14 protein-coding genes are annotated in these 19,179 nt (G+C 61.3%); 12 read left to right on the forward strand and 2 right to left on the reverse strand.

What is annotated here, in order from left to right; genetic code table 11:
* Positions 1-351 precede the first annotated feature (351 nt).
* Positions 352-1,272 carry an ornithine carbamoyltransferase gene (gene argF / locus ACEWE8_RS18550; RefSeq protein ID WP_046787764.1) on the forward strand — a complete coding sequence of 307 codons (921 nt, stop codon included), beginning with the start codon at positions 352-354 and terminating at the stop codon, positions 1,270-1,272.
* Positions 1,269-2,378, forward strand: coding sequence for an ABC transporter ATP-binding protein (locus ACEWE8_RS18555; protein WP_046787765.1), 1,110 nt, complete (start codon positions 1,269-1,271; stop codon positions 2,376-2,378). The genes argF and ACEWE8_RS18555 overlap by 4 nt, the downstream gene beginning before the upstream one ends.
* A 38-nt stretch (positions 2,379-2,416) precedes the next feature.
* Here the strand turns inward: ACEWE8_RS18555 and ybaK are convergent, their stop codons facing one another.
* A complete protein-coding gene (gene ybaK, locus ACEWE8_RS18560) occupies positions 2,417-2,887 on the reverse strand; it encodes a Cys-tRNA(Pro) deacylase (RefSeq protein ID WP_046787766.1) in 471 nt (156 codons plus the stop codon).
* Positions 2,888-3,187: 300 nt separating this feature from the next.
* Here ybaK and ACEWE8_RS18565 point away from each other — a divergent pair, with 300 nt between their 5' ends.
* From ACEWE8_RS18565 to glpD, 4 genes are all read left to right on the forward strand, one after another.
* Positions 3,188-4,039 carry an MIP/aquaporin family protein gene (locus tag ACEWE8_RS18565; protein ID WP_046787767.1) on the forward strand — a complete coding sequence of 284 codons (852 nt, stop codon included), beginning with the start codon at positions 3,188-3,190 and terminating at the stop codon, positions 4,037-4,039.
* Between the two features lie 41 nt (positions 4,040-4,080).
* A complete protein-coding gene (glpK, locus tag ACEWE8_RS18570; protein ID WP_046787768.1) occupies positions 4,081-5,580 on the forward strand; it encodes a glycerol kinase GlpK in 1,500 nt (499 codons plus the stop codon).
* 113 nt (positions 5,581-5,693) lie between these two features.
* Positions 5,694-6,449, forward strand: a complete 756-nt coding sequence (gene glpR / locus ACEWE8_RS18575) for a DNA-binding transcriptional repressor GlpR (protein ID WP_046787769.1) — start codon at positions 5,694-5,696, stop codon at positions 6,447-6,449.
* A gap of 173 nt (positions 6,450-6,622) precedes the next feature.
* Positions 6,623-8,152, forward strand: a complete 1,530-nt coding sequence (gene glpD / locus ACEWE8_RS18580) for a glycerol-3-phosphate dehydrogenase (RefSeq protein WP_046787770.1) — start codon at positions 6,623-6,625, stop codon at positions 8,150-8,152.
* Positions 8,153-8,188: 36 nt separating this feature from the next.
* Here the strand turns inward: glpD and ACEWE8_RS18585 are convergent, their stop codons facing one another.
* A complete protein-coding gene (locus ACEWE8_RS18585) occupies positions 8,189-12,313 on the reverse strand; it encodes an NEL-type E3 ubiquitin ligase domain-containing protein (protein ID WP_395589343.1) in 4,125 nt (1,374 codons plus the stop codon).
* Positions 12,314-12,654: 341 nt separating this feature from the next.
* Between ACEWE8_RS18585 and ACEWE8_RS18590 the strand changes: the two genes are divergently transcribed.
* The 6 genes from ACEWE8_RS18590 to ACEWE8_RS18615 all read left to right on the forward strand — a co-directional run bounded on the left by ACEWE8_RS18590 (position 12,655) and on the right by ACEWE8_RS18615 (position 19,163).
* The gene (locus tag ACEWE8_RS18590) at positions 12,655-13,572 is read left to right on the forward strand and encodes a glutamate/aspartate ABC transporter substrate-binding protein (protein WP_046787771.1); all 918 of its coding nucleotides are present in this window, start codon (positions 12,655-12,657) and stop codon (positions 13,570-13,572) included.
* Positions 13,573-13,714: 142 nt separating this feature from the next.
* Positions 13,715-14,461, forward strand: coding sequence for an amino acid ABC transporter permease (locus ACEWE8_RS18595; protein WP_046787772.1), 747 nt, complete (start codon positions 13,715-13,717; stop codon positions 14,459-14,461).
* Positions 14,462-15,133 carry an amino acid ABC transporter permease gene (locus ACEWE8_RS18600; RefSeq protein ID WP_012313017.1) on the forward strand — a complete coding sequence of 224 codons (672 nt, stop codon included), beginning with the start codon at positions 14,462-14,464 and terminating at the stop codon, positions 15,131-15,133.
* Positions 15,130-15,864: an amino acid ABC transporter ATP-binding protein gene (locus tag ACEWE8_RS18605; RefSeq protein ID WP_046787773.1), complete on the forward strand. Its 735-nt coding sequence runs from the start codon at positions 15,130-15,132 to the stop codon at positions 15,862-15,864. Before ACEWE8_RS18600 ends, ACEWE8_RS18605 begins: the two co-directional genes overlap by 4 nt.
* Positions 15,865-15,933: 69 nt before the next feature.
* Positions 15,934-17,838 carry an ATP-binding protein gene (locus ACEWE8_RS18610; RefSeq protein ID WP_046787774.1) on the forward strand — a complete coding sequence of 635 codons (1,905 nt, stop codon included), beginning with the start codon at positions 15,934-15,936 and terminating at the stop codon, positions 17,836-17,838.
* On the forward strand, positions 17,835-19,163 hold the full coding sequence (locus ACEWE8_RS18615; protein WP_046787775.1) for a sigma-54 dependent transcriptional regulator: 1,329 nt from the start codon (positions 17,835-17,837) through the stop codon (positions 19,161-19,163). Before ACEWE8_RS18610 ends, ACEWE8_RS18615 begins: the two co-directional genes overlap by 4 nt.
* The last annotated feature ends 16 nt before the right edge of the window (positions 19,164-19,179 follow it).

A 19,179-nucleotide genomic window follows, 5' to 3' on the forward strand; every position in this document is an offset into this window, starting at 1 on the left:
CCTTGCAATTGTTGAAAACCGACTATGCCCCCTGCCCTTGCACCCTGCCAGCGCGCTTCGCAGCGTGAATCTCCCGACATCAGGCGCACGATTTGCGACAGCCATTTGCCAAATTGCCAGCAAGCCGTGTACAACCTCTGTAGCAAATAAAAAACAGCGCAGGCTCAAGGAGTAATGACACCCTTTGCAACAGAGCCGCTGTTCCCCCTCTTGGTTTTAGGCGACATTTAATTATAGTATTGCGCCTTTCCCTATTTCGTCCGCCCCGTGCGGCTTACGCCGCAGGTCACTCCCGTTGTCAAAAAAACCATACGGTCGACCTGCATACCGTTGCAGATAAGGTAGTCAATCATGAGCGCTAGGCACTTTCTCTCCCTGCTGGATTTCACCACCGACGAATTGCTCGGTGTGATCCGCCGAGGCATCGAGCTGAAGGACCTGCGCAAGCGCGGCGTGCTGTTCGAACCGCTGAAAAACCGTGTCCTGGGCATGATCTTCGAAAAATCCTCCACCCGGACCCGGGTGTCGTTCGAAGCCGGCATGATCCAGCTCGGTGGCCAGGCTATCTTCCTGTCGCCACGCGACACACAGCTGGGCCGGGGCGAACCGATCAGCGACAGCGCCATCGTGCTGTCGAGCATGGTCGATGCGGTGATGATCCGCACCCACGCGCACAGCACCCTCACCGAGTTCGCCGCCAATTCACGCGTACCGCTGATCAATGGCCTTTCCGATGAGTCGCACCCCTGCCAATTGCTGGCCGACATGCAGACGTTCCACGAGCACCGTGGCGCTATCCAGGGCAAGACCGTGGCCTGGATCGGCGATGGTTTCAATATGTGCAACTCGTACATCGAGGCTGCCCGGCAGTTCGATTTCCAGCTGCGCATCGCCTGCCCGGAAGGTTATGACCCTGACCCACGCTTCATGGCACTGGGCGCAGACCGCGTGCAGATCATCCGCGATCCACGTGAAGCCGTACGTGGCGCGCATCTGGTGACCACCGATGTCTGGACTTCCATGGGCCAAGAAGAGGAAACTGCACGGCGCCTGGCGCATTTCGCGCCTTACCAGGTCACCCGCGAACTGCTTGACCTGGCGGCACCCGATGCCCTGTTCATGCACTGCCTGCCCGCCCACCGCGGCGAGGAAATCAGCCATGACCTGCTCGACGACCCCCGTTCGGTCGCGTGGGACCAGGCTGAAAACCGCCTGCATGCACAGAAGGCCCTTCTCGAATTCCTTGTCGAACCGGCTTACCACCACGCATGAGTCAACCCCTACTGCTCAACCTGCGCAACCTCGCCTGCGGCTACGGCGACCAGCGCATCGTCCAGAACCTCAACCTGCACCTGAACGCAGGCGACATCGGTTGCCTGCTGGGTTCGTCGGGTTGCGGCAAGACCACCACCCTGCGCGCCATCGCCGGCTTCGAGCCGGTACACGAAGGTGAGATCCAGCTCGCGGGTGAAGTCATTTCCCGCGCGGGTTTCACCCTGTCCCCAGAGAAGCGCCGCATAGGCATGGTGTTCCAGGACTACGCGCTGTTCCCGCACCTGACCGTGGCGCAAAACATCGCCTTCGGCATCGCCAAGCACCCATCCCAGGGGCAGGTGGTCGAAGAAATGCTCGAGCTGGTCAAGCTCGGTGGCCTCGGCGGGCGGTACCCGCATGAGCTCTCAGGCGGCCAGCAACAGCGCGTGGCCCTGGCCCGGGCGCTGGCCCCAGAGCCGCAATTGCTGCTGCTGGACGAGCCGTTTTCCAACCTGGACGTCGAATTGCGCCGACGCCTGAGCCACGAAGTCCGTGACATCCTCAAAAGCCGTGGTACCAGCGCGATTCTGGTTACCCATGACCAAGAAGAAGCCTTCGCGGTCAGCGACCATGTGGGCGTGTTCAAGGAAGGCCGCCTGGAGCAGTGGGACACGCCCTACAACCTCTACCATGAGCCGCAGACGCCATTCGTCGCCAGTTTCATCGGCCAGGGTTATTTCATCCGTGGCCAGATGAGCAGCCATGAGTCAGTCAACACCGAGCTCGGAGAGCTGCGGGGTAACCGCGCCTACATCATGGCCCCCGGCAGCTCGGTAGACGTGCTGCTGCGCCCTGACGATATCGTCCCTGACGCCGACAGCGCACTGCGCGCAAGCATCGTCGGCAAGAGTTTCCTGGGCGCATCGACACTGTACCGCCTGCAATTGCCGACAGGCAGCCAGCTGGAAGCGATCTTCCCGAGCCATATCGATCACCAAATTGGCGAGCAGGTCGGCATTACCGTCAAAGCTGACCACCTGGTGCTGTTCCCGGTACCCGGCAGTGTCGCGGCGCAGTTGCCACGGCAGGAAAACGGAGTGCGTCGCTACAGCTCGGCGACCTGATTCAGCAACGTGGGGCTGCCAGGCGACCCCTGCGCAGCTCAACCCCGACCGATACCGGCGAAGGTGCCCTGGGTCTGCTCGGCCAGAACAGCAGCAGCCAGTTCCACTTCCAACCCCCGTCGCCCGGCACTGACATGGATGGTGGCAAAGTTCTGCGCCGAATCGTCGATGAAGGTGCGCAGACGCTTTTTCTGCCCCAGCGGACTGATTCCGCCCACCAGGTAACCTGTGGCACGCTGAGCTGCCGCGGGGTCGGCCATCTCGCATTTCTTCACGCCTGCGGCATGGGCAAGCGCCTTGAGGTCCAGCGTCCCCACAACAGGCACCACGGCCACCAGCAACTCGCCCTTCTCACTGCAGGCCAACAAGGTCTTGAACACCTGCTGCGGTTCCAGCCCCAGTTTTTCAGCCGCCTCCAGCCCATAAGACGCCGACTTTGGATCGTGTTCATAACTGTGCACGCGATGTTGCGCGCGCGCCTTTTTCAAAAGATCGAGGGCCGGGGTCATGCAGTGCTCCGCTCCGAGACAATTCGGCGGCTACTTTAGGACAAATCCTACACTCCAGCCAGTTCACAGCTGACACGCCGCTCTAGCGTGGGATTCGCGCCCGCATTCAACGCTCATATCGTGACCGATCGTTCACTTTCGACCTTTGACATAAGCGTTTCTTGTCTATATTTTTTCGTTTCTGAATAAATGGTGCACTTTTTAAGTGCATTCCTACATGCGCCCGGGGTCAATGGGGATGGACGCCGGGCTTTGCTGTCGAGCGCTTAGCGCCTCACAACAAAAAAAAAGAGGTCATACATGACGACTGCTCTACGCGAACCTACGCTGTCCAGCCAATGCCTGGCCGAATTCCTCGGCACGGCGCTGCTCATCTTTTTCGGCACAGGATGCGTCGCCGCCCTCAAGGTCGCGGGCGCCAGCTTTGGACTGTGGGAAATCAGCATCATCTGGGGCGTCGGCGTGAGCATGGCGATCTACTTCACCGCCGGTATATCAGGTGCGCACCTGAACCCGGCCGTCAGCATCGCCCTTACCCTGTTCGCAAGCTTCGACAAACGCAAACTGCCGTTCTACATGCTGGCCCAGGTTTGCGGCGCCTTCTGCGGCGCGGCGCTGGTCTACACCCTGTACAGCAACCTGTTCTTCGATTTCGAACAAACCCATGCCATGCTGCGCGGCAGTAGCGAAAGCCTGGAACTGGCGGCGGTGTTCTCCACCTACCCACACCCTTCGCTTTCCACCGCACAGGCGTTCCTGGTCGAAGTGGTGATCACTGCAATCCTGATGGCGGTCATCATGGCCCTGACCGACGACAACAACGGCCTGCCCCGTGGTGCGATGGCACCGCTGCTGATCGGCCTGTTGATCGCCGTGATCGGTAGCGCCATGGGCCCGCTGACCGGCTTTGCGATGAACCCGGCCCGCGATTTCGGGCCCAAACTGATGACCTTCCTGGCCGGCTGGGGCGAAATCGCCTTCACTGGCGGTCGGGATATCCCTTATTTCCTGGTTCCGGTGTTCGCGCCGATCTTCGGCGCTTGCCTGGGTGCTGCGACCTATCGTGGCTTGATCGCCCGCAACCTGCCGACGGCACCAAGCGCGAACCCAGAGACAAACGGCAATCGCCAGGGCGATACTCAAGCCAACTGATGCTGGCGCCCTGACTTCCTCATTTTGCAAGGCCTATGACCATGACAGATACCCAGGACAAGAACTACATCATCGCCCTGGACCAGGGCACCACCAGCTCGCGGGCCATCATCTTTGACCGCGACGCCAATGTGGTCGGCACCTCCCAGCGCGAGTTCGCCCAGCATTATCCGCAAGCCGGCTGGGTCGAACACGACCCGATGGAGATCTTCGCCACACAGAGCGCGACCATGGTCGAAGCCTTGGCACAGGCCGGCATCAGCCATGCGCAGGTCGCCGCACTGGGCATCACCAACCAGCGTGAAACCACAGTGGTATGGGACAAGGAAACCGGCCGCCCGGTGTACAACGCCATCGTCTGGCAGTGCCGGCGCAGTACAGAGATCTGCGCACAACTCAAGCGCGACGGGCATGAACAATACATTCGCGAGACCACCGGCCTGGTCACCGATCCGTACTTCTCCGGCACCAAGCTCAAGTGGATCCTCGACAATGTAGAAGGCGTACGTGAGCGGGCCGAACGCGGCGAACTGTTGTTCGGTACCGTGGATACCTGGCTTATCTGGAAGTTTTCCGGCGGCAAGGTGCATGTCACCGACTACACCAATGCCTCGCGCACGTTGATGTTCAACATCCACAGCCTGCAGTGGGATGAAACGATGCTCGACATTCTCGGCATCCCGCGCCAGATGCTGCCCCAGGTGCGCCCGTCTTCCGAAGTCTACGGCCACACCAAGAGCGGCATAGCCATTGCCGGTATCGCCGGTGACCAGCAGTCCGCGCTGTTCGGCCAGATGTGCGTGGAACCCGGCCAGGCCAAGAACACCTATGGCACGGGTTGTTTCCTGCTGATGAACACGGGCGACAAAGCCGTAACCTCCTCCCACGGCCTGCTGACCACCATTGCCTGCGGGCCACGTGGCGAAGTGGCCTATGCCCTGGAAGGCGCAGTGTTCAACGGTGGTTCCACCGTGCAATGGCTGCGCGACGAACTCAAGATCGTCAACGATGCCCTGGACACCGAGTACTTCGCCAGCAAGGTCAAGGACAGCAACGGGGTTTACCTTGTGCCCGCCTTCACCGGCCTGGGCGCACCGTACTGGGACCCTTACGCCCGCGGCGCGCTGTTCGGCCTGACGCGCGGGGTGAAAGTCGACCACATCATCCGTGCTGCGCTGGAGTCGATCGCCTACCAGACCCGCGACGTACTGGACGCCATGCAGCAGGACTGCGGCCAACGCCTGTCCGAGTTGCGTGTCGACGGTGGCGCGGTGGCCAACAATTTCCTCATGCAATTCCAGGCCGACATTCTCGGCACCTGTGTGGAACGCCCGAAAATGCGCGAAACCACTGCCCTTGGCGCCGCTTACCTGGCGGGCCTGGCCTGTGGTTTCTGGAGTGGCCTGGACGAGTTGCGTGACAAGGCGATCATCGAGCGCGAGTTCAGCCCGCAACTCGATGAAGCGAAGAAGGAAAAACTGTACGCCGGCTGGCGCAAAGCCGTCGAGCGTACCCGCGACTGGGAAGATCACGAGGCCTGATCGCCCTGGGCAGGGGCTGCTTCGCGGCCCCCGTCACCCCACGGCCTACTGGCCGTAGTCCCTTTCCTACGGCATCATTGCAGAATTTGTCCGGCAGCCCATAAGGACCGCCCATGAATCTGCCCCCACGCCAACAACAAATCCTCGAGCTGGTGCGCGAACGCGGCTACGTCAGCATCGAAGAAATGGCGCAGCTGTTCGTCGTCACCCCGCAAACCATCCGTCGCGACATCAACCAGCTCGCCGAGCTCAATCTGCTGCGCCGCTACCACGGTGGCGCCGCCTATGATTCGAGTATCGAGAACACTGCTTACGCCATGCGCGCCGACCAGATGCGCGACGAAAAACAGCGTATTGCCGACGCCGTGGCCCGGCAAATTCCTGACCATGCCTCGCTGTTCATCAACATCGGCACCACCACCGAATCGATTGCCCGGGCGCTGCTCAACCACAACCACCTGAAGGTCATCACCAACAACCTGCACGTTGCTGCGATCCTTGCCGCCAAGGATGATTTCGAAGTATTGGTTGCAGGCGGCACAGTACGCCGTGACGGGGGCGTGGTAGGCCAGGCCAGCGTCGATTTCATCAGCCAGTTCAAGGTCGACTTCGCCTTGGTCGGCATCAGCGGTATCGATGAAGACGGCAGCCTGCTGGACTTCGACTACCAGGAAGTACGCGTTTCCCAAGCAATCATCGCCAACGCCCGTCAGGTCATCCTGGCTGCCGACTCCAGCAAATTCGGGCGTAACGCCATGGTACGCCTGGGCTCGATCAGCCTGGTCGACTGCCTGGTGACCGACCAGCCGCCATCCCCTGCACTGGGTGAGTTGCTCAACCAGTACAAGATCCGGCTCGAGGTGGTTTGAACCGCAAGCGGGTCCAGAAGGGCCCGCCATTTTCGATATTGTTCACTTTATTGTCATCTCATCAGTTTTTTCTATAAACACTGACTGGCGATGGCCGTTCTGTTGCGCTAGTATTTTCGGAAACGAACATTAATGTTCATATTCGATGTGAACAGCCCCAGGAGGCCTTGCCCGTGTCCCAGCCCGTTTCGTCCCAGCCCCTACTTGCCGATTGCTATGATCTTGCCGTGATCGGCGGTGGCATCAACGGCGTGGGCATTGCTGCCGACGCCGCCGGGCGTGGCCTCAAAGTCTTCCTGTGCGAAAAGGACGACTTGGCCCAGCACACCTCCTCGGCCAGCAGCAAGCTGATCCATGGCGGCCTGCGCTACCTGGAACACTATGAATTCCGCCTGGTCCGCGAGGCCCTGGCCGAGCGCGAAGTGCTACTGGCCAAGGCACCGCACATCGTCAAACCAATGCGCTTCGTGCTGCCGCACCGCCCGCACCTGCGCCCGGCCTGGATGATCCGTGCCGGCCTGTTCCTCTACGATCACCTGGGCAAGCGCAAGCGCCTGGGCGCCTCGCGCAGCCTGCGCTTTGGCCCGGGCTACCCGCTCAAGCCGGCCATCACCCGCGGTTTCGAATATGCAGACTGCGCAGTAGACGACGCCCGCCTGGTGGTACTCAATGCCATGGCTGCACGCGAGCAAGGTGCGCACATTCATACCCGCACCCGCTGCCTGCGCGCAGAACGTGTCGATGGCCTGTGGCAGGTAGAGCTGCAGCATGCCGACGGCAGCCTGCAGACGATTCGCGCGCGTGCCTTGGTCAACGCCGCCGGTCCGTGGGTCGCCCGGTTCATCAAGGATGACCTCAAACTCGATGCACCGTACGGCATACGCTTGATCCAGGGCAGCCACCTCATCGTGCCGCGCCTGTACGAGGGGGATCACGCCTACATCCTGCAGAACGAGGACCAACGCATTGTCTTCTGCATCCCCTACCTGGACCGCTTCACCCTGATCGGCACCACCGATCGCGAATACAGCGGCGATCCGGCCAAGGTGGCGATCACCGGGCAGGAAACCGACTATCTGCTCAAAGTGGTCAACGCACACTTCAATCATCAGTTGAGCCCCAGCGATATCCTGCACACCTACTCTGGCGTGCGGCCGCTGTGCAACGACGAATCGGACAACCCGTCCGCAGTCACGCGTGACTACACCCTCGCGCTGTCCACGACCCAAGGCGAGGCGCCGTTGCTGTCCGTGTTTGGCGGCAAGCTGACCACATACCGCAAGCTTGCAGAATCGGCCATGGCAGAACTCAAGCCGTTCTTCACCCAGATGGGCAAAAGCTGGACAGCCAGCGCCACACTGCCAGGTGGTGAAGACATGAGTACACCTCAGGCACTGGTCGACGACCTGCTTGCGCGCCATCAATGGCTCGCGCCGGACATCGCCAAGCGCTGGGCGGTAACCTACGGCAGCCGCACCTGGCAACTGCTGGAAGGTGTGAGCGGCCCGCAGGATCTGGGCCAAGCGATTGGGGGTGGCCTCTTCACCCGTGAAGTCGATTACCTGCACCAAACCGAATGGGCCGTCAGCAGTCAGGATATTCTCTGGCGCAGGACCAAGCTGGGCCTGTTCACCAGCGAGAGTGAACAGCGCGCACTGGCTGACTACCTGGCACAGGGCAACGCACGCAGCAACGCCGCCTGAATCTTGTAGGGCGACCGCATGGCGGTCGCCCTACGCTCAGGCTTCCCGCCCATACGCCTCTTTTGCCAATGCCAGGTAAAGGGCCCGTTCCTCGCTATTGAGCGCTTCCATCAATGCCGCAGCGTGCTCAAGGTACTGCTGCTCACCCGACTCGCCAGCCTGACGCTCATAGGCTTCCAGCTGTTCATGATACGGCGCGGCCAGGGCTTCGAAGCGCTCGGGATTGAGATTGCGCACAAACCCTTGCCAAAACTCTCGTTGTGCCAGTGCATTGCTCAACACGTCGATGTTTTCACCGGCGATGACGGTATTGCCCGCCCGCATGATCCGTGTGCGCGTAACACCGCTGTGCTCAAAGTAATTCATATGCCGGGGTTGCGCCGGCAGGTCGAGCATTTCAGCCAAGTGGACCCGGTAGGCGAGGTAAACCTCGATATCATCCACAGCGGCGAAAGGGTCCTGGCGCATTTCCTGGATATGCCGAGCGGCAATACTGTCCACAGCGTCCAGGCGATAAAGCGAGCGCCCCAGCCTCAACAAGGTCGCCTCGGCCCGCGCGCCTTCTTCGCCTGCGGTGTGCAAGGCAATATGGGTATTGACTTCCAATTGACTGAGGATCAGTAGCAGCCGGTCCTCGCACGTCCTTTGCCCTTGCGTCTGCCAGTACACGGCTTCGCGCACATCGGTGTTGTCCGCGCAAAGCTCGAGTATCCGCCATACCCTTGCGCGGTAGTAACGCGGATGATCGAGGAAGTCATCCGAGCCTGCGAAATCTGCCAGAAAGCGAAACAGGTCAGCAGACTGGGGTTCCTCGGACAGCATTGTCCAGACCTGCGCGCGCCGGATGCGCACATCGTCGTTTACGTCACCCACCCAACGATCGAGCAGGGTGTTGTCGGCGATGGCGTGCTGGTAGGAGTGACGACGTTGAGCGGCCGCAACACTGCTGCTGGCAAGCAGTTCCTGACTCGCTTCATCCAGAGGGTTGTCATGCACTGAGACTCGTTGCAGTCGATCGCTAAGGCTGCGCAAGTGCCCGTTCACCTGGCGTATCTGGTTCTCGCGAACATCCACCAACCCTCTCCAGGGCATCAGGCCATCGTCTGGCAAGCCTTGCAGCCCGGTTGCTCGCAGCGACACTTCACGCAAGTTGCGCAACCCTGAGAGATCAGGCGCCTGGCCCAACGGGTTATAGTTCAGATCGAGTTGCCGCAGCAGCGTCAGGCTTGCCAGCCTTTGACTGCCAGCATCATCAACGGTAATCCGATTACCCGACAGCCGCAGGGTCCGCAGTTCAGTAAGGCGTTCAAGGCCAACCGGCAAGGTGGTCAGCTCGTTGTCCCGCAGATCCAGCTCGCGAATATGCGTGAACCTGCGCAGAAAATCTTCATCTACCTGCTCAAGGCGCATGTTGCGCAAGGTCAAACGCCGAACATGGCTGAACTCGATGTCTGCCGGAAGGCTCGGCAAGCTGCCCACCTGCTCACCATCGAGATGCAGGACGTAATCGTCACCGGCAAGGCCTGCCGTCTTGCGCCGCCAGGCGCGACGGATCTGATTGGCTATGCGTTCTCGTCGGAGCCCATCCATGAAGCCCACGCGCTGTCGCCGCCAGGCTTCAAGCGCCCCACGCAGGCTTTCCAACTGCTGCTGAAGACGGCTGAGGTGGTCCCAGAGCCCGATTTGGCGGTGCATCAGGTCGCGTATGTAAGCGTCCAGTTGCGCATCGGTCAAGGTAAGGAAAATATCATGTATGCCACGCCGGATCGCTTGGCGGCTGCTCTCGCCACCGCCACTGAGCACATAGCCGATACGACCGTCGGCAATTCGTCGCGGCGGTCGATAGCGCTCGGCGATAGGTTCAAGGCCCATCAACTTCGCTGACTTCTGCCGATCAGCGCTGGCCTTTCGAGAAAGCCTTTCGCCCAGCTCACGGGCCGTCATCCGATCACCCCCCAGCGCCATTTTCTGGCTTTCCTCGAGGGTAAGGAGCAGGCACGGCATATAACCCTGGGCAGGGGCTAACGCGGTGGCATCACTCAAGTGATAACCCTGGTCGGTCTGGATGACACATCTGATTCGCGACGCGTCGCTGCCACCCTTTGCCGCCAATAAGCGACCGCCCGATTCTCCCAGGCGCAGCTCGATACGCACCGACGGCGGCCAGGGAGCCAGTTCATCGATCAACTCCAGAGACAGTCGCTGGGTATCGGCAGTGACCGCACCCGGGTGCTCGAACCCCATCAATGCTCGGTCAAGTCGACTTTCCTGCAAGTACCAGCGTGCGCGCTCGGCCATTGCCAGCGGTACACGGCCACTGGCCAGCAGCACCTTGATTTGCTCACCGCTTGCCAGCCCAAGAACTTCTTCAGCGCAACGCACCGACAGACCTGGGAAGATCCTGATCAGCATGGCGCCAGCAGCAGAGGGCGGCCCTTGCCGAGCTGCCAGTTCCCGCTCGAGAGCGGCGCCCCGCAGGTCAGGATCCAGTTCAAGGCACTCGTGACGTGCAAAAGCCTCTACCAGCCGGGCAGGAGCAGGCGCTTCCTGCAAGTGCAGATGGCGCAATTGATTGTGCTCAAACCCGGTCAGGCGAAGTACCGTCTCGGCGGTCTGGTCAGATGCTTGCGCAAAGTCCCCGCCAAACCTGCGCAACAGCTCCCCTCCGCCATCGAGATAGTGAGCCGAGACCGGCCGGTGAGCCAGCCTCAACCGACCCTCGCCTTCGTGCAGGGGCGTGAGCGCATCGACAAACGGAACCCGTTCAAGCAGCCGGCCCACGCCTGCCACCCCGACGCCGACCACGGCACCGACAGCAAGGTTCTGCGCCACGCCAAACAGATGATCCAGTGCGCCCTGGCGGTCGCCTATCCGCCAATCGGCGTAACCTTTGTAGACTTCGCTGACCACATCTACCGCAGCCACAGCGAACATCACCTGCCCCAACACCGGAATGAACAGTGCAGCCAGGTTCAGGGCATCGAGCCCCGCACTTTCGAGAGCCTCAAGCCGCTGATGGCGCTCGATAGCAGTTTGGTCGCCGGTGGGTACCGCCAGGATCCTTGCATCGTCAAGCATCTTGTCGACCTGCAAGCCACGTAAATAGCCGAACAAGGGCGTATCGATCGCAAAGTTACGCCCATCCAGAACAGCTGGCACTCGCGCGCTGCTTGCCTTGATCAGGCGCTCCAGGGTGGCGGTGAAGGTTGGTCGGTCACGTTCACTGATGAATCTCCTGAAAAAGGACCGGTAATGAGGCGCACGCAGCCGTTTGGCCAAAGACTGGTACAAGGCGTCCCAGGAGGCATGCCTGGCCATCGGACGATATGGGTCCTGCGGTATCCAGCTGACGACCCCCAAAAGTGGCCCTTCGGCGTTCTCGCGCAACTCCAGGGTGACCACCCCATGGATACGCTTGCCCAACAGAAACAACTGGCGAGGTGTGACAACACCCGGTACCGCCGGCACGATGGGCTTGCTTGCGAAGAGGGGCAACAAGCGCAGGTAGTCCTCTTCGTCCAGTTCGCACTTGATCGTTGCCATACGCACGGCAACGTCCAGTTTGGCGCGCAGGCTTTCTTCGAACATGCGCTGCACCGCTAAACGGGCAAAATTCTCCGGCGCGGTGGGCCTGCTTTTGGGGAACAGTTGCGAGCGCAGCAGTTGCTGATACTGCCCGCCAATATCCAAGTCTCTGCAGCAGCGGGCAAACACCTCGAACGCCAGCGGCAGCCGTACCCCATGGCCGTCCTGCAGATAGGCTCGGCGATGAAGCGACGGCGTGGTCTCGCTTTCATGAAAGTTGTGCAGCGCCGCCGTCAACAAGGATTGCGCACTGTGCAGTGTCCTCCAGGGTGTATGCAGGTGTGGCGCTGCGCTGGGCATAGGCACATCGTCCTCGATGCAGACCTGCATGCTGCGCACATCGACGTTGGCCAGGCCTTTGGCACGCATGGCCTGTTCGAGCAATGGCGAGGCAAAGGCCTCCAGGCTGGGAATGCTTGCCAACCTGTTCTTGACGCGCTCAGCGGCGTCCTGCTCAAAACGCAGGGCCCTGTGAAAGGTCAGAAGGAGATCGACATTGCTGGTTCTCAGCCAGGGCGCAAGCTGGCGGGCAATGAAGGCATCGACGGAATCGGAAGGGATCGCAATGACGGACACGAAATGAGCTCCTGATAATGAGGCAGCAAGCTCAACATGTGCTTTTCATGCAGGGGTGTTATTTAAAGCTGACGCCACGGACTCTGCGAGGCGCCCACCGTTCGGATTGCCGAACGCAATAGAGGCACTCATTCGGCGTTCCGACCACGGAGCTTTGCGCAAAAACCTTCATATAGGGTTCATGCCCAGGCTTTTCGCGGGGTTATGATCATTGTGAGAGCTTGGCACGAGTCATGCTCTACACTTGGAAGCCGAATGCACAACGCTTCATGCTGCATGCGTTGAACGAAAGAGTCCGCCAACGGCTCCATAAAAAAAACAAACACGTCGAGGAAAATTTGATGCGTATCGTTCGTCAATTGCTGGGGGCCGCCATCGCGGCTGCAGTCATCGCTTCGCCCGCCATGGCCGAAGAGCTGACCGGCACCCTGAAGAAGATCAAGGAGTCGGGCACCATCACCCTGGGGCACCGTGACTCCTCCATTCCGTTTTCCTACCTGGCTGGCAAGCCGCAACCCGTGGGTTACTCCCATGACATCCAGCTGGCAGTGGTCGAAGCCCTGAAGAAGCAACTGGGTACTGACATCAAGGTCCGTTACAACCTGGTCACTTCGCAAACCCGTATCCCACTGGTGCAGAACGGCACCGTCGACCTGGAATGCGGCTCCACCACCAACAACGTCGAGCGCCAGCAGCAGGTCGCCTTCTCGGTGGGTATCTTCGAAGTCGGCACGCGCCTGCTGACCAAGGTCAAGGATGGTCAGCCGTCCTATAAAGACTTCGAGGATCTGGCCGGCAAGAACGTGGTGACCACCGCCGGCACCACCTCCGAGCGCATCCTCAAGGCGATGAACGCCGACAAGCAGATGAAGATGAACGTGATTTCCGCCAAGGACCACGGTGAAGCCTTCAACATGCTTGAAAGCAACCGAGCCGTGGCCTTCATGATGGATGACGCCCTGCTGGCCGGTGAAATGGCCAAAGCGCGCAAGCCTGCGGACTGGGTCATCACCGGAACGCCACAGTCTTACGAGATCTATGGCTGCATGATGCGCAAGGGCGACGAGACCTTCAAGAAAGCCGTCGACGATGCCATCGTGGGCTATTTCAAGTCGGGCGAAGTCAACAAGAGCTACGACAAGTGGTTCCAGCAGCCGATTCCGCCAAAAGGCCTGAACCTTCAGTTCCCGATGAGCGACGAACTGAAAAAGCTGATCGCCGAGCCGACCGACAAGGCCGCAGACGAGAAGAAATCCTGATCCTCAGTTAGTGGCCTGGTGCGCAAGCGCACGAATCAACGCTGCAAGCCACTCATTAGTGTCTAACCTTTCATCCGAGGGCGCCAAGCGCCCCCGGATGCTCGAAGGTGCCCGTGAAACAACCGTCTGAGGGGAAATCCCGATGAATTACAACTGGGACTGGGGCGTGTTCTTCAAGTCCACCGGCGTGGGCAGCGAAACCTATCTGGACTGGTACATCACCGGCCTGGGCTGGACCATCGCCATCGCCATTTCCGCCTGGATCATCGCGCTGCTGCTGGGCTCGCTCCTTGGCGTCATGCGTACCGTGCCGAACCGCCTGGTATCGGGTATCGCAACCGCCTACGTGGAGCTGTTCCGCAACGTGCCGCTGCTGGTGCAACTGTTCATCTGGTACTTCCTGGTGCCAGACCTGCTGCCTGAGGGCCTGCAGGTATGGTTCAAGCAGGACCTCAACCCGACCACCTCGGCATTGATCAGTGTGGTCATCTGCCTGGGCCTGTTCACCGCTGCCCGCGTCTGCGAACAGGTACGCACCGGCATCCAGGCACTGCCGCGCGGTCAGGAAGCTGCCGCCCGCGCCATGGGCTTCAGCTTGCCGCAGATCTACAACAACGTGCTGTTGCCTCAAGCGTACCGGATCATCATTCCGCCGCTCACCTCCGAGTTCCTCAACGTGTTCAAGAACTCTTCGGTAGCCTCGCTGATCGGCCTGATGGAGCTGCTGGCACAGACCAAGCAGACCGCTGAGTTTTCCGCCAACCTGTTCGAGGCGTTCACCCTGGCTACGCTGATCTACTTCACCCTGAACATGGGCCTGATGCTGCTCATGCGTCTGGTCGAGAAGAAAGTCGCCGTGCCTGGCCTGATTTCCGTGGGGGGCAAGTAAATGGAAATGGATTTCAGCGAAATCATCCCGGCCCTGCCTGCCCTCTGGGAAGGTATGGTCATGACCCTCAAACTGATGGTCATGGGCGTGATCGGCGGTATCGTGCTGGGCACCCTCCTGGCATTGATGCGCTTGTCTTCGAACAAGCTGCTTTCGAACATCGCCGGTGCCTACGTCAACTACTTCCGCTCGATCCCGCTGCTGCTGGTGATCACCTGGTTCTATCTGGCGGTGCCGTTCGTGCTGCGCTGGATCACCGGCGAGGACACCCCGGTGGGTGCCTTCACCTCCTGCGTGGTCGCCTTCATGATGTTCGAGGCCGCGTACTTCTGCGAAATCGTTCGCGCCGGCGTGCAGTCGATCTCCAAAGGCCAGATGGGCGCGGCACAGGCACTGGGCATGAACTACGCCCAGACCATGCGCCTGATCATCCTGCCCCAGGCCTTCCGCAAGATGACCCCGCTGCTGCTGCAGCAGAGCATCATCCTGTTCCAGGACACCTCGCTGGTCTACACCGTGGGCCTGGTGGACTTCCTCAACTCGGCACGTTCCAACGGCGACATCATCGGGCGCTCCCATGAGTTCCTGATCTTCGCCGGGGTCGTCTACTTCCTCATCAGCTTCTCCGCTTCGTGGCTGGTCAAGCGCCTGCAAAAAAGGATCACCGTATGATTTCCATCAAGAACGTCAACAAGTGGTACGGCGACTTCCAGGTACTGACCGACTGCAGCACCGAGGTCAAGAAAGGTGAAGTGGTGGTGGTGTGCGGCCCTTCGGGCTCTGGTAAATCCACGCTGATCAAGTGCGTCAACGCCCTGGAGCCGTTCCAGAAGGGCGACATCGTGGTCGATGGCACCTCGATTGCCGACCCCAAGACCAACCTGCCCAAATTGCGCTCGCGGGTCGGCATGGTGTTCCAGCACTTCGAGCTGTTCCCGCACCTGACCATCACCGAGAACCTGACCATCGCCCAGCGCAAGGTACTGGGCCGCAGCGAAGCGGAGGCCACCAAGAAGGGCCTGGCCCTGCTCGAACGGGTCGGCCTCAGCGCCCATGCCAAGAAGCACCCCGGCCAGCTCTCTGGTGGCCAGCAGCAACGTGTGGCGATCGCCCGCGCCCTGGCCATGGACCCGATCGTCATGCTGTTCGACGAGCCGACCTCTGCGCTGGACCCGGAAATGGTCAGCGAGGTGCTGGATGTGATGGTGCAGCTGGCCAACGAAGGCATGACCATGATGTGCGTGACCCACGAGATGGGCTTCGCCCGCAAGGTCGCCAACCGGGTCATCTTCATGGACAAGGGCTGCATCATCGAAGACTGCACCAAGGAAGAGTTCTTCGGTGACCAGGGTATCCGCGACCAACGCACCCAGCACTTCCTCAGCAAGATCCTGCAACACTAAGCCGGCCACAGTATCTGCTGCCCCGGGCCCCACCGGGCAGCGGATGCTGGTCGTGACAAGGCCACTGTGATGAAATGCGACCCCTCGCTACTTCTCCCTGCCAAGCCTGCCGTGAAATCCCGCCTGATCCGCCAATTACTGCTGCCGCCCCTGATCATCCTGCTGATGGTCGGGCTGGGCCTGGCTGGCTACCTGATCAGCGAAAGCAATGGCATACGCGCCCTGAGTGAAAACGGCGAGCGCCAGCTGGAGTTGCACGCGCGTACGGTCGAGAGTGAAATCAGCAAGTACACCTACCTGCCGAGCCTGCTGGAGCTGGAAGACAGCGTCTCGCACCTGCTCACCGACCCAGACGGCGGCTCACGCCAGGCCGTCAACGAATACCTCGAAGGCCTCAACCGCCGCAGCCGCAGCCGGGCTATCTTCGTGCTCGATACCAATGGCCGGGTACAGGCCACCAGCAACTGGCGCGATGCCGACTCGTTCCTCGGTGAAGACCTGTCCTTCCGCGCCTATTTCCAGACCGCCGTGCGCGGCGAGCCGGGCCGTTTCTACGGCATTGGCAGCACCACCGGCGAGGCCGGCTATTACCTGGCCCATGGCCTGGAAGAACACGGCAAGATCATCGGTGTGGCGGTGATCAAGGTGCGCCTGGACACCTTGGAAGAACGCTGGCAACGCGCCCGCCTGGAAGCGTTCGTCAGCGACGAAAACGGCATCATCATCCTCTCCAGCGACCCGGCGCGGCGCCTGAAATCGGTGCGCCCCATGACCCCGCAGATCAAGGAGCGCCTGGCGCGCAGCCTGCAATACTACTGGTGGCCGTTGAACGAGCTGCAGCCGCTGGCCCGCGAGACGCTGGCCGATGGCGTAGAGAAGCTGACCTTCCCGGCCAACAGTGAAACCGCCCACGGCAAAGCGCAGGAGGTGGCCTACCTGGCGCAAACCCGGCGCCTGGTGGATACCCCTTGGCATTTCACCCTGCTCACTCCCCTGCAGGACCTGCGCCGCGAATCGATGGTGCAAGGCATTCTGGTAGGCGTGGCGTTCGCCCTGCTGGCGATCCTGGGTATCGCCTGGAACGAGCGGCGCAAGGTGATCGCCACCCGCTTGGCTGCACGCGAAGCGCTCGAAGAAGCCAACAGCCAGCTGGAGCGGCGCATTGCCGAGCGCACCGCCGACCTGCGCGCCAGCAACGAAAGGCTCAAGGGGCAGATCCGCGAACGCCGTCACGCCGAGCAAACCCTGCGCCACGCCCAGGACGAACTGGTTCAGGCCGGCAAATTGGCAGCCATCGGGCAGATGTCCACCAGCATCGCCCACGAGCTCAACCAGCCGCTGGCGGCGCTGCGGACACTGTCCGGCAACACCGTACGCTTTCTCGAGCGCGGCGCGCTGGACACCGCCAGTACCAACCTGCGCACCATGAACGAACTGATCGACCGCATGGGCCGCATCACCGCCAGCCTGCGTTCGTTCGCCCGGCGTGGTGACGACCGCGGCCAGGCATCGCTGGCCAAGGCCGTGGAGGCCACCTTGCAGGTGCTGGCCAGTCGCATCAGTGGCTGCCACCTGAAGCTGCACAGCCAGTTCGACGACCTGCAACTGGCCATTGACCAGACCCGCCTGGAGCAGATTCTGGTCAACCTGATCGGCAATGCCCTGGACGCCATGGCTGCCCAGCCGGCACCTGAGCTTTGGCTGGAAGGCGAGTTGCAAGGCGACAAGTACCGCCTGCGGGTACGCGACAATGGCCATGGCATCGATGACGAGGCGCGCAAGCACCTGTTCGAACCCTTCTTCACCACCAAACCGGGCGAACACGGCCTGGGCCTGGGCCTGACCCTGTCGGCGAGCCTTGCCGCCGCCGCCAAGGGCAGCCTCAACGTCGAGCACCCTGTCAGTGGCGGAACGGCCTTCGTTCTCGCCCTGCCGCTGGTGTCCCCCCCTAATGAATCGGCAGAGCTCCCATGAACCAAGCGCCTCTTACCGTCCTGATCGTTGAAGACGACCCGCATGTGCTGCTCGGCTGCCAGCAGGCGCTGGCCCTGGAAGACATCGCCTGCGAGGGTGTCGGTAGCGCCGAACAGGCGCTGGAACGGATCGGTGATGACTTCGCCGGCATCGTCGTCAGTGACATCCGCCTGCCGGGCATCGACGGCCTGGAACTGCTCAACCGCCTCAAGGCGCGCGATCGCAGCCTGCCGGTGGTACTGATCACCGGCCATGGCGATATCGACATGGCCGTCGGCGCCATGCGCAATGGTGCCTACGACTTCATGGAGAAGCCCTTTTCGCCGGAACGCCTGGTCGACGTGGTGCGCCGCGCGCTCGAACAGCGCGGGCTATCGCGCGAAGTGCTGGCCCTGCGCCGCCAACTGGCCGAACAGAGTAGCCTGGAAGGCCGCATCATCGGCCGCTCGCCCGCCATGGAGCAATTGCGTGAGCTGATCGCCAACGTTGCCGACACCTCGGCCAACGTGCTGATCGAAGGCGAGACCGGTACCGGCAAAGAGCTGGTCGCCCGTTGCCTGCACGATTTCAGCCGGCGCCAGAACCAACCGTTTGTGGCGCTCAATTGTGGCGGCCTGCCGGAAAACCTGTTCGAGAGCGAAATCTTTGGCCATGAGGCCAATGCTTTCACCGGCGCAGGCAAGCGCCGTATCGGCAAGATCGAGCACGCCAACGGCGGTACCTTGTTCCTCGATGAAGTCGAGAGCATGCCGATCAACCTGCAGATCAAACTGCTGCGGGTACTGCAGGAGCGCACCCTGGAGCGCCTGGGCTCGAACCAGAGCATTGCGGTGGACTGCCGGGTGATCGCCGCAACCAAGGCCGACCTCGACCAGCTCGGCCAGAGTGGGCAGTTCCGCAGCGACCTGTACTACCGCCTCAACGTGGTAACCCTGGAGTTGCCGCCACTGCGCGAGCGTCGTGAAGACATCCTGCAACTGTTCGAACACTTCCTGCAGCAGTCGGCGCTGCGCTTCGACCGGGACATGCCGACACTGGACAGCCAGACCCTGTCGCGCCTGATGGCCCATGACTGGCCCGGCAATGTGCGGGAACTGCGCAACGTTGCCGAGCGCTATGCCCTGGGCCTGCCAGCGTTCAAGAAAGGCCCGAGCGGTGGCGCCAGCCAAGGGTTGGGCTTTGCCGAAGCGGTAGAGGCGTTCGAGCGCAATCTGCTCAGCGATGCCCTGCAACGCACCGGCGGCAACCTCAGCCAGGCCAGCCAGGAGCTGGGCATGGCCAAGACCACGCTGTTCGACAAAGTGAAAAAGTACGGGCTGGGCTGAACGTCTGCGAGAGGAA

The organism is Pseudomonas sp. TR47 (genome assembly GCF_044143025.1).
GTDB lineage: Bacteria > Pseudomonadota > Gammaproteobacteria > Pseudomonadales > Pseudomonadaceae > Aquipseudomonas > Aquipseudomonas putida_E.